Source organism: Paenibacillus sp. JCM 10914, assembly GCF_001315105.1.
In the GTDB taxonomy this organism is placed as follows: Bacteria; Bacillota; Bacilli; order Paenibacillales; family Paenibacillaceae; genus Paenibacillus_AQ.
Genome location: NZ_BAZR01000030.1, coordinates 1 through 11,006, shown reverse-complemented (window position 1 = coordinate 11,006; position 11,006 = coordinate 1). Strand labels below are relative to the sequence as shown.

At 48.9% G+C, this 11,006-nt stretch carries 10 protein-coding genes and 1 pseudogene; 2 read left to right on the top strand and 9 right to left on the bottom strand.

All coding sequences use genetic code 11. The features are described from left to right. From JCM10914_RS23220 to JCM10914_RS23200, 5 genes are all read right to left on the bottom strand, one after another. Positions 1 to 1,107 (bottom strand): ABC transporter ATP-binding protein, encoded by a 1,107-nt coding sequence (locus tag JCM10914_RS23220; RefSeq protein ID WP_023965336.1) that lies wholly within the window; start codon positions 1,105 to 1,107, stop codon positions 1 to 3. Positions 1,108 to 1,121: 14 nt separating this feature from the next. Continuing rightward, positions 1,122 to 1,955, bottom strand: a complete 834-nt coding sequence (locus JCM10914_RS23215; RefSeq protein WP_023965333.1) for a carbohydrate ABC transporter permease — start codon at positions 1,953 to 1,955, stop codon at positions 1,122 to 1,124. A gap of 33 nt (positions 1,956 to 1,988) precedes the next feature. Continuing rightward, a complete protein-coding gene (locus JCM10914_RS23210) occupies positions 1,989 to 2,906 on the bottom strand; it encodes a carbohydrate ABC transporter permease (RefSeq protein WP_023965331.1) in 918 nt (305 codons plus the stop codon). A 118-nt stretch (positions 2,907 to 3,024) separates the two neighbouring features. Then, positions 3,025 to 4,416, bottom strand: a complete 1,392-nt coding sequence (locus JCM10914_RS23205) for an ABC transporter substrate-binding protein (RefSeq protein WP_023965329.1) — start codon at positions 4,414 to 4,416, stop codon at positions 3,025 to 3,027. A gap of 46 nt (positions 4,417 to 4,462) precedes the next feature. After that, positions 4,463 to 5,299 carry a MurR/RpiR family transcriptional regulator gene (locus tag JCM10914_RS23200; protein WP_036719767.1) on the bottom strand — a complete coding sequence of 279 codons (837 nt, stop codon included), beginning with the start codon at positions 5,297 to 5,299 and terminating at the stop codon, positions 4,463 to 4,465. 227 nt (positions 5,300 to 5,526) lie between these two features. Between JCM10914_RS23200 and JCM10914_RS23195 the strand changes: the two genes are divergently transcribed. Together JCM10914_RS23195 and murQ are read left to right on the top strand one after the other, a co-directional pair. Beyond that, positions 5,527 to 6,483: a BadF/BadG/BcrA/BcrD ATPase family protein gene (locus tag JCM10914_RS23195; RefSeq protein ID WP_023965325.1), complete on the top strand. Its 957-nt coding sequence runs from the start codon at positions 5,527 to 5,529 to the stop codon at positions 6,481 to 6,483. A gap of 57 nt (positions 6,484 to 6,540) precedes the next feature. Beyond that, positions 6,541 to 7,452: an N-acetylmuramic acid 6-phosphate etherase gene (gene murQ, locus JCM10914_RS23190; protein WP_023965323.1), complete on the top strand. Its 912-nt coding sequence runs from the start codon at positions 6,541 to 6,543 to the stop codon at positions 7,450 to 7,452. A 93-nt stretch (positions 7,453 to 7,545) separates the two neighbouring features. Here murQ and JCM10914_RS23185 read toward each other — a convergent pair whose 3' ends face one another. The 4 genes and pseudogenes from JCM10914_RS23185 to JCM10914_RS29400 all read right to left on the bottom strand — a co-directional run. Further along, on the bottom strand, positions 7,546 to 8,403 hold the full coding sequence (locus JCM10914_RS23185; RefSeq protein ID WP_023965321.1) for an SDR family oxidoreductase: 858 nt from the start codon (positions 8,401 to 8,403) through the stop codon (positions 7,546 to 7,548). A 143-nt stretch (positions 8,404 to 8,546) separates the two neighbouring features. Beyond that, positions 8,547 to 9,512, bottom strand: a complete 966-nt coding sequence (locus tag JCM10914_RS23180) for an MraY family glycosyltransferase (protein WP_023965319.1) — start codon at positions 9,510 to 9,512, stop codon at positions 8,547 to 8,549. 533 nt (positions 9,513 to 10,045) lie between these two features. Next, the gene (locus JCM10914_RS23175; RefSeq protein WP_148300248.1) at positions 10,046 to 10,264 is read right to left on the bottom strand and encodes a hypothetical protein; all 219 of its coding nucleotides are present in this window, start codon (positions 10,262 to 10,264) and stop codon (positions 10,046 to 10,048) included. A 356-nt stretch (positions 10,265 to 10,620) separates the two neighbouring features. Further along, a pseudogene (locus tag JCM10914_RS29400) lies at positions 10,621 to 11,006 on the bottom strand (hypothetical protein); the annotation flags it as partial.

Below are 11,006 nucleotides of genomic sequence, written 5' to 3'. Positions count from 1 at the left end.
TTACCAATCAATACGCTGTTCCGTCTCAGGATCGAAGAAATGCACTTTATCGAAATTGAATATAAACGTCTTCTCCATGCCTGGGTATCCGGTTGTCTCCGGATGAACCTTGGCCGTAATCGTACGGTTGCCGATGCGGAAATAAATCAAGTTCTCCGAACCCAAATGCTCAACGACCTGCACTTTGGTTGCATATTGGTAATCGAGATTCGGTGTGCCCGGCAAATCTTCGCCTGTAATATGTTCTGGACGCACGCCCATAATCAGATGTCCGCCCTCATACTTGCTCAAAGCAGCTGCCATCGCATCTGGCATCGTGAATTGTCCGCCCTCCATCAGAAGCACATTGCCTTCCTTCGTTACATCGATGAAGTTCATGGGTGGTGAACCGATAAAGCCTGCAACAAACATGTTCTGCGGCTTGGCATACAGGTGCGTTGGCGATGCAATCTGCTGGATAATGCCATTATTCATCACGACAATTCGTTCGCCAAGCGTCAATGCTTCGACCTGATCGTGTGTTACGTATACAATCGTGGCTTCAAGGCGTTTATGAAGCTCGGATAGTTCCACCCGCATCTGCACCCGGAGCTTCGCATCCAAGTTCGAGAGGGGTTCATCAAACAAGAAGACTTGCGGATCACGGACAATCGCACGACCCACAGCTACACGTTGGCGCTGTCCGCCGGATAGCTCGCGCGGCTTCCGGTCAATCATCGATTCCAATCCGAGAATCGAGGCGGCTTGGTTTACTTTTTCCTCAATATAGGCCTTCGGCTTCTTCAGATTCTTTAATCCAAAGGACAAATTCTCACGAATGGTCATATGAGGATACAAGGCGTAGTCCTGAAACACCATGGCGATGTCCCGGTCTTTAGGGTGAAGATTGTTTACGATGCGGTCGCCGATGACGATATCGCCTGAGGTTTGACGTTCAAGACCTGCGATCATGCGGAGCGAAGTCGTTTTTCCACATCCAGAAGGACCAACAAATACCACAAACTCTTTATCATGAATTACAAAGTCCGACCCCGCTACAGCGGTAAATGTTCCTTTGTTGTCGTCTACAAATTCTTTGCGAATATTACGGAATTCTACGCGTGCCATAACTTTGCCTCCTCCTAGCCTTTAACGGCTCCAATGGTGATGCCTTGCAGGAAATAGCGCTGAAGCGAGAAGAACAGTATCATCATCGGCAGTGCCGCGACGGTTGCTCCAGCCATAAGTGCGCCGAAATCCGTCGTGTCCGCATAGACAAAGGAAGCGAGACCGACCTGAATCGTTCTCATTTCCGCCGAATTGGTCACGAGGAAAGGCCAGAAGAAATCGTTCCAGGAGGCCACAAACGTAAAGATAGCCAGTACGGCCAGACCCGGTTTTGCCATCGGCAATATAACCTTCCAGAAGATCCCGAACTCACCGCATGCATCGATGCGAGCCGCATGAATCAAAGATGTCGGCAGGGATGACATGTACTGCTTCATCAAGAAGATGTTACCCACGCTGACAATGCCGGGAAGCAGAATAGCTGTGTATGTATTCCCGAGATCAAATACGTCAATCATGAGGATGTAGAGCGGAATCAAGGTGACTTGGGCCGGAATCATCATCGTGCTCAGCAGCACCCAGAATACCGCCTTGTTACCTGGAAACTTCAACTTCGCAAACGCATATCCTGCCAGCGAGGCCAAGAATACGTTCGTCACGGTCAGAATCGAAGAAATTAATAACGAGTTTAAGAGCCACCTCACCACATTGGTTTTGCCGAAAAAGCGCTCATACGGGGCTACAGATAGTACTTCGGGAATCATTTGCGGGATAAACGACGCGGCTGATTTGGTGTCCTGTACAGAACCGATCAGCATCCAATATAGCGGTATGATGGTGAGAACACTCCATACGACCAGGATGACCGAAGCCACAATCAGCAGGATCACTTTGGATCTTGATTTCATAGGTGCACCCCCTTTTTAACATGAAAAATAAACTTAATATTCAACATCGGATGAGAAATATTTGAACTGGATCACCGAAATCACGATGATCAATGCCGCAAGTACAAAAGATTGTGCTGCTGCCAGCCCGAATTCATAGAAATTGAACGCGGTGCTGTAGATCAAGTAAGCGATCGTCGTTGTCGCAAAGTTCGGTCCGCCTTGGGTCATCAGATACACCGAGATAAACACCTGGAAGGATGTAATGACGCCTGTTACCAGCAAATACAATGTGGTCGGTTTCATCAACGGCCAGGTAATGCGCCAAAATTTGGACCAGCCGCTGGCATGGTCGATATCCGCCGCTTCGTAAAGCGATTTCGGTATACCGCCCATCGCAGCCAGATATAAGATAATACCGGCTCCATGTGAACCCAACCAGTTCATTAAGATAAGCGAGAACAAGGCCGTATTGGATTTGCCCAGCCAAATCACCGGATCGAGTCCGAACAAACCGATAAAACGGTTCAATAAACCTGCACTCGTCGGATCATAGATCGCCAGCCATACTACCGAAATTGTTACGCCGGATGCAACGGCAGGCAAATACATCGTCGCTTTGAAGAACGTTTGCCATTTATTCTTCATCTGAAAAATAAAAAAGGATAGCGCATAGGTAATGATAATGTTGACCGGTACGGTACCGATGGTGAATATAGCTGTATTTCTCATCGATTTCCAGAACACGTCATCCTGAGCCATCCGTGTGTAGTTGTCTACGCCGATCCACTCGGAACCCATTACACTGTACTTCTGGAAGCTCATCAAAAAGGCGGAAGCGACCGGATATAAGGTAAAGATCAAGAACAACAGCACAGGAGCCAAAATGAATAAATATGCCCATCCATATTCACGCCAGTATCCCTTCATTGGGGGACGCGAGGGCTGAGCTGGTGTCGGGGCTGTCTGCATATCAATTCCTCCTTCCGCAGGGGTGAAGTATATTCACGAAGTCAAGCCATTTACTTTAAAAAAGGGAGTGGCCCACGTTCCTGAAAAAGGACAACGGGACACCCCCTCTTAACTTCAATTACTGTCCTAAGATTTGTTTGCCTTTGTCTATGAAGTCTTGCGCAATCTGTTCCGGCGTCTTCTCACCCGAGAACAATGCCTGGATGTTCGGCTTCACTACTTGCTCCTTGAATTTCTTCTGATTGCCCGATGCTTCCGCATCCAGGCTCAAGGTAACAGGCGTGTCTTTAAAGTTCGCAAAGATTTCGGCTGCCTTGATGGTCGGCTCAGTGCCAAGTCCTTTGCCTTCGAAATGCTCAGCCTGCGATTTACGTACGAACGGCAATACCAGTTCGTTCGCGGAATTACCGGCTTTCGCCCCACTCAATCCTTCCATGATTAGGAATGTATTCTTCGCGTGCTCTTCGCCTTTGTCCTTCTTCTGCTTGAACGCTACATAGCCTTCGCCGAACATGGACGTCTTGCGCTCTGCTCCATCATTGTGAGGAACCGGCAGCAGAACGAAGTCGATCTTCTCGCCTTGTACCGTTCCGCTATCAATGTCCTTCGCACGGTTTTGCAGCATCACATCATAATAAGGAATCGCTTTGGACACGATAGCCGCTTCCTCTGCATAGAACCAATCCATCCGTTTAGCAGGCTGGATCGCTGCAGTTTCGGCTGGCATGTGACCTGCCTTCATCAGATCGGACACGAACGTCAACGTATCGAGAATACGCTCATCGTTCCATTGGAACTCGCCTTTATCATTCAGAACATCCGGCATCCCATTGCTGCGCGTCAGCATCTCGATGAAGTCAAGGGAAGTACCATCAGTTACTAGTGCATAACGCTGTTTGCCGTTAGGAAGCTTCGTTGTCAGCATATCGGCAACCTCCTTGAACTCACTCCATGTCCAGCCGTTCTCTTGAATGGCCTGCCAGTCAATGCCGGCTTCCTCGAGGATCTTCTTATTTCCACCCCAAGCCCATAGGGATTGATAGAGGGGAAGACCGTATTGCTTGCCTTGGATCTGGCCAAGTTCCAGCGTACCTGGCAAATAATCATTCTTGATCTCATCGGTCAGATAAGGCGTGAGCTCTAGCGCTAGGCCTGTATCAACATAAGCTCCGTCCACGGCATGGAAATACAGATCCGGCGGATTCCCCGCATTCAAGGCCACGTCGAACTTCTTCGGACCTTCTGCCCATGTGAGTACCTCTGTCTCGACGGTGATGTGCGGATATTGTTCCTTCAAGTCCGCTACATGCTCCTTCAACTCATCTTCATATTTACCATGAACCGGATAAGTCCAGACCACAACGGTATCATTCTTAGGCTTAGCTTCACCTTCCGGAGTAGTCGCGTCGCCATCCGGTGCTGCTGTTCCACCGCCACCTGAACCTCCGCAAGCTGCGGTGAATGCCAGCATTAATGAAGCAAACAATGTAAGCCATGCTCTTTTCTTCATGTCATACTCCCCTTATCATTTATATATTTGTGGATACATGAATGTACTACAATCGCTTGATTGCCTGCCTGCTCTCATCGAGATACCTAACGGAGTTCTCATAATTCCTGCTGGCCACACCAAGATATAAAATATCGATAAGATTAAGCTGTGTAATACGGGATGACATCGCACCGCTACGGATCTCATTCTCGGTCGATGAGGTATATAGCGGAATATCCACTGAGCGGCTCAAGGTCGAATCTCCGTATTTGGTAATACCGATGGTCTTGCATCCTTTCTCCTTCGCTATCGCCGCTGCACGAATCACTTCATCCGTCTCTCCGGAGTAAGAGATGCACACGGCCGTATCGTCAGGAGTCAGCAGCACCGCCGAGGTTAGCTGCACATGTGGATCGGGAAAGGATATACACACTTTATTAATCCGCAAGAACTTCTGCTGGGCGTCCATACCGATCAGGTTCGATGCCCCTACGCCAAACATGAAGATTCGCTTAGATTGATCGAGAGCCAGAACGGCCTCTTCCACCTTCCCTTCTTCCATGATCTTCATCGTATCCCGAATCGATTGAATGTTATTGTTCGAGACGTTCTGAATAATGGCTGATATGCTGTCATTGGGCCGAATGTCTTGATACCCCGTAGTCAATGGCTCCTGCAAATCTCCCGCCACCTTCAACTTCAGATCCTGGTAGCCCTTGAAGCCCATGGTCTTGCACAGACGCACGATGGCAGCCTGACTGGAGCCGCTACGGACTGCAAGATCTGCGACCGACATATGTATCATCTCTGCCGGCTCCTGCAAAATAAAAGCTGCAACCTTGCGTTCGGACGGATTTAATGAATCGTATACCTCACGCAGTCGTACTAATCCGCCGTTCATTTCTTGCCCCCCTTTAATCATAATCCTCCTGAATTTTAACTTTGATGTTATATTATATTACATATCTTGAAGGAAAGCATGACTGGTATCGCTTTCACTATCAGTGGATTGAATTTATTATAAATTGTATGAAATTATATTTCAATACATAATTAATGATTTAAAATTTTATTTTACAAGCGCTCTTTTTTCTCCTATACTGATTATAGAAAGCGAAGTGGTTCAATATGGAGATTTTTATCGGTGTTGATGGCGGCGGTACCAAGACTGAGGCAACCGCTATCTTTGGAAACGGAGACATATTATCCCGATATGCAGGCGGGCCCACTAATCCTTACATCGTGACTTTGGATACTGCGTTGGAGGAACTGCACTATATTGTGGATCAAATTATCGCGCCTCTTACTAATAAGTCATATATATGTTCATCTATATGTCTAGGGATGTCAGGTATAAGCTCGGTGAAAGAACGCTTGCAGGTACAGCAGTCACTCCAATCCTACTTTAATACACGTCAACTTCGTATCCCCATATACATGCGTTCCGAAGCCGAAATCTCGTTGATGGCTGCCATGGAGCGACAACACGGCATGCTGGTCATTTCGGGAACCGGTTCCAACACTTATGGTATTACCAAGTCAGGGGATATCCACCGCGTTGGAGGCTGGGGACACATTCTCGGAGATGAGGGCAGTGGTTACCGGATCGGTTTACAAACCCTGCAAACCGTAATTAAAAGCCATGAGGGCATTATTCCTCCAACCTTACTGACGAAGCTTATCCTTGCCGCTTACCCTGTCCAGGTTATTCCCGATCTTAAATCGTTTATTTACCAACCATCGATAACGAAACAGCATATCGCCTCTTTCGCCCGCTGTTGCATTGAAGCAGCGGAAGCCGGAGATTCAGCAGCGATTCATATCATGGAGCAGCAGGCTACGGAACTCGCCAACACAACAGACGCTCTCATCAAACAACACCCCGAGTTTCCAATGGGAGAAGTCGTCTGTGTCGGTTCTATTTTCAAGCACTCGCGTGTATTTCGCGATCAGTATCGCCGGACCATGACATCGCGTTATCCGTCTCTCCAATTTCCCGATCGGAATTCGGAACGAACACCATCTCATGGCGCAGCTTTGTTAGCCTGCAAGCTTTTTACAGACGGAGTCTCTGACTCGCTATAGAACTTACATACCTCGGTGCCCATCCATATTTCAAGGCCAAAAAAGGAGACCTGTCACATGACCAACATTCTAAGTCAATTGACAACGGAACAGCCTCATGACAATACCCAAAATATTGACCAATTGAACTCGGAACAGATTATGACTTTGATTAATTCTGAAGATCATTTAATTGCCGATGCGATCCGCGAACTTATTCCGGTGATCGCCAGAGCGGCCGATCATGTCGTGGAAGCCTTTCAGAAGGGCGGTCGTCTCTTCTACATCGGAGCCGGAACGAGCGGCCGAATCGGAATTCTTGACGCATCGGAATGCCCTCCCACTTATGGAACAGACCCTTCCATGGTACAAGGATTAATCGCCGGTGGTTTCAAAGCCGTGAAGGAAGCGATTGAAGGCGCTGAAGATAGTGAAGAGCTTGGTGAACAGGATATCATCAGCCACGGCATTACCGATCAGGATGTTGTCATCGGCATTGCAGCTAGCGGACGTACGCCTTACGTGCTCGGAGCCATGAGACGCGCCAAAGCGCAAGGTGCCATCGTTATTGGGCTATGTAACAATTATGAATCTCCCATGCATGAATACGCTTTGTTTGTCATTGAAGCCGTCGTCGGACCTGAGGTCATTATGGGCTCTACCCGCATGAAGGCAGGTACTTCGCAGAAATTGATTCTGAATATGCTGACAACGACCGCGATGATACGCATCGGAAAAGTATACAAGAACCTGATGGTCGACTTGAATCCATCCAACAATAAACTGGTATACCGGGCCAAGCGTATAATTAAGCTGGCTACTGGAGCTGATGACGATGCGATTGAAGAGGCCTATCACGAATCTGGTGCCCACGTCAAAACCGCCATCGTGATGCTGCTCGCGAGCGTCAGTGCCGAGGAAGCAGCCGCTCTGCTCCAGGGTACTAGCGGGTTCGTTCGCAGCGCTATCGATTTAAAAACGCCACAATAGTGAGACCACGAAGAACAACAGAAGGGATATCGCTCAGATTGCATATCTGGGCGATATCCCTTCTATAATTGTACGACACGGGGCGGCTTCCCATTATGCTCCACCGCTACCCACCTGCTGGTCGCTCCATTCCCACAGACGCGCTGCCAGTTTCGGGTCTTTTGCTTTATCCGTTGTTTTGGCTGGCTTCATTTTAATATAATATTCCCCTGTTACATGCTCAACCTCCGGGCTTGATGCCAAGTAAATCGCTGTACGTGCACCCTCCAGCGGGGTCAGGAAGAACGGACGCAGCATCTTATGCACGGCTTTGCCGAATCCCGTATCCCGATCCACACCAATGCTGGTACTGACCGCTCCAGGATGGCAGGCGTTAACCGTAACCCTGGTAGGTTGCAGACGACGCGACAGCTCCTTCGTAAACAGAATGTTGGCGAGCTTGGACTGCGCATACCCTTTGACTACGTTGAAGCCTTTGCTCAGATTCGGATCGTCCCAGTGAATACTGCCTGCCTTATGAGCACCGGAAGATACATTCACAACACGCCCTTGCTTCGCCCGCTTCAAAGGCTCAAGCAGCTCATTCGTAAGCAGGAAATGCCCCAAATGATTAACTCCAATCATCGCCTCATACCCATCGGTCGTCGTCTCGCGCTTGATCGTAACCACCCCGGCGTTGTTCACAAGAACATCAAGTTGATCGTATTTATCTTTAAACGCTGACGCAAAGGCTCTGATCTTATCAAAAGAACCCAGGTCCAGCTGCATTAATTCTATGAGCGTACTTCCGCTCTCCTGTTTCGCACGTTCGAATGCTTCTTGCCCTCTGGATTGACTGCGGCAAGCCATGACAACACGGGCCCCCATCTTAGCCAATTCCACCGTTGTAGCCAGCCCCATACCGGAGTTGGCTCCCGTTACGATGATGATCTTCCCCGACAAGTTGGTCATTTCCCCAAACCCTCCTTCTTATCTTCTTTATTACCCTTCCTACAAAAAAAATCTCGCTGCCAAACATCCATTTGGAAACGAGATTCTTGAACGTATACTGCACTATACTACACCTGCCTGTATAAAGCACGCTTATCCGTGTATTAAACTCCGCTTCCGTTCATCGCAAGAATGATCGCCGCAAGACCAAAGCACAGATTGAGCAGGCACAGGAACACCAGCGTTTGCTTCTGGTTTAACCCTGTTGCGAGTAAACGGTAATGGGCCTGGGATGCATCGGCCTGATAGATCGGCTTCGATTGCAGTATTCGGCGAATGACGACAATAATGTTATCGAATATCGGTACACCCAGCGCAAAGATCGGTACGAACAAGGAAGCGAGCGTTGCCCCTTTAAAAGCACCATCGAGTGCAATAATCCCGAGGATAAAACCGAGAAAGGTTGCTCCCGCGTCGCCCATAAAGACTCTGGCCGGCGGCTTGTTGTATTTCAAATATCCGAGTGCAGCGCCCACAAGTACGACAGCGAGCAGAGCCGACTCTCCTCTGCCGAGCGTGATCGCCACCACGAACAGCGTTCCTCCGGAGATCGCGGAAAGTCCGCCTGCCAAACCATCGATCCCATCCGAGAAATTAATAACCGTAGTGACGCCGAATATCCACATGATCGTTAAGATCAATTGCAACCATTCCGGCAGATTGATATATTGCCCAGTGAATGGGTTGTTAAACCCTTCAAAAGCAATACCGTAACTGTACACGACAACAGCCGCGCATACCTGGACGATCAATTTAGGCAGGGACGCCAGCTCCTTGCCCTGGGATTTGTACCAATCGTCTACAAGCCCGATACCAAGGATAAGCACACTGCCGATAAATATTCCAATAGCTTCTCTGGAGATCGTACCGGTTAATGCGAAATATGTGATGAAAAATCCGATGAATATGGCAATACCTGCTGTTAGCGGTATCGGCTCGCGGTGTATCTTCCGCTCGCTGTCTGGTCTTGGCTTGTCCACAAAATCAAGCTTGATCGCAAGCTTTCGAAACGGTGGAATTAGCACAACAACCAGCACCAAGGATATGACAAACGCTGCGAAATAGAGCATGGTACCTCCCAATAAATGATGAATAATGGAGAACATTGCAATAATCTAAGTATATGACTTATATGGGATCCTATCAACCTAGCAAAATAAAAAAAGACCGCCGCATCGTAGATCCCTCTACGTAACGGCAGTCTGGTCGGACTTGCGTTAGGACTGCTTCTTATTCACCGCAAGTCCAATGATCATAACAATAAGTGCCAGCAAAGCAATCAGCTGATCAATCGTCATGGCATCCAGCCCCCTTATCCAAGGTTGGCTCTAGCCCGGATCATCCTCGCTCTCCCATTATTGCCTTACTTTCCCCATTATCATCTTATGCGTGTGTAGTTGCTGTTTATGACCCCTAGTTTGTGGATCACAGCCGCTTGCTCTTCTGGTGCGGGTTGGGGTGGAGCGCTTCATCGCGGTGTCAGCCGTGGCGACCTCGCCTATGACAGCCGCTGCCGATATGTTCTCATCTCATGCCGGAAACTCAGATCGGTCTGAACGCTTCCTCGCCCCTTCTCTACCGGGAAGCCAGGCAGCATATTGGCTTAGGCGATAACCGTGATGGTCCTTCGGGCATTTCGGGTATCGCCAAGTCGACGAATCAGTTGAAGGCGAATAGCCAAAAGCTGCAAAAATTCAGCTTTTCCTACGCTAAACTTGCGCATTTCCACAAATTCCTGCGATTGTGCATCTTTTTCAAGAGAAACGGTCCAATTGGAGCTTTTTCCTTGGAAAAAGATGCATTTTAGCAGGTATTTCCTCATTTGGAGCGTGATCCTGACTAAAAAGATGCACTTTAGCAGGCATTTCCTCATTTGCAGTGTGATCCAGACTAAAAAGATGCACTTTAGCAGGCATTTATCTCACCCGCCCCAATGTGATGTGCTAGCTTGCGGTTTGTGAGGTTGATTCTAGGTTACTTCGACCTGAATGGATGCAATCTGAAGTGTCCCCTGCTGAAAAGCCCCTCTCTTTAGTGGACAGCGATCACATCATTGGTAGATACCGTGCGAGTGCGAGCCGAGAGTGAATCCGCTGGTTCTGATATTTGTTCCAACGAGGCTTAGGGGGCTCGAGATAACCGACGTCCATCCGTTGTATCGCGCTTTCCACTCATCCGCTAGTGCGGCACTCGTGAGCTGAAATCTCCTCTGCTCGACTGGTCGCCATGGTAGAACAGCACATCCCCGTCTTGCAACGCAAAGCCATTCCCGTATGGTCGGTGTAGGAGCGATTGAACCCTTCCAGCTGCCACTGGTTCATCAGCGGGCCATGGATATATTGCAGATGCGGCCTGGCTGTATTCCCGTCGCGGATCGTCTCGATGTTGAAGTTGACAATGATGTAGCCGGTCTTCAGAAATATCGGTGCTTTCTCATCGAGGCGGTGACTTCGCCCATATCCGGCGACATCCGTCCCTTTCTTCACGACATACACGTCAGCTGGTAGCTGTATTCGCCATACCAGCGCTGAACCGCAGCGTTTGCACGCTCCGTATCGACCGTT

Bases quoted from the DNA above. Each gene is read 5' to 3' on its own strand.
- JCM10914_RS23220 (WP_023965336.1), bottom strand. From the start codon at position 1,107: ATGGCACGCGTAGAATTCCGTAATATTCGCAAAGAATTTGTAGACGAC.
- JCM10914_RS23215 (WP_023965333.1), bottom strand. From the start codon at position 1,955: ATGAAATCAAGATCCAAAGTGATCCTGCTGATTGTGGCTTCGGTCATC.
- JCM10914_RS23210 (WP_023965331.1), bottom strand. From the start codon at position 2,906: ATGCAGACAGCCCCGACACCAGCTCAGCCCTCGCGTCCCCCAATGAAG.
- JCM10914_RS23205 (WP_023965329.1), bottom strand. From the start codon at position 4,416: ATGAAGAAAAGAGCATGGCTTACATTGTTTGCTTCATTAATGCTGGCA.
- JCM10914_RS23200 (WP_036719767.1), bottom strand. From the start codon at position 5,299: ATGAACGGCGGATTAGTACGACTGCGTGAGGTATACGATTCATTAAAT.
- JCM10914_RS23195 (WP_023965325.1), top strand. From the start codon at position 5,527: ATGGAGATTTTTATCGGTGTTGATGGCGGCGGTACCAAGACTGAGGCA.
- murQ (WP_023965323.1), top strand. From the start codon at position 6,541: ATGACCAACATTCTAAGTCAATTGACAACGGAACAGCCTCATGACAAT.
- JCM10914_RS23185 (WP_023965321.1), bottom strand. From the start codon at position 8,403: ATGACCAACTTGTCGGGGAAGATCATCATCGTAACGGGAGCCAACTCC.
- JCM10914_RS23180 (WP_023965319.1), bottom strand. From the start codon at position 9,512: ATGCTCTATTTCGCAGCGTTTGTCATATCCTTGGTGCTGGTTGTTGTG.
- JCM10914_RS23175 (WP_148300248.1), bottom strand. From the start codon at position 10,264: ATGAGGAAATACCTGCTAAAATGCATCTTTTTCCAAGGAAAAAGCTCC.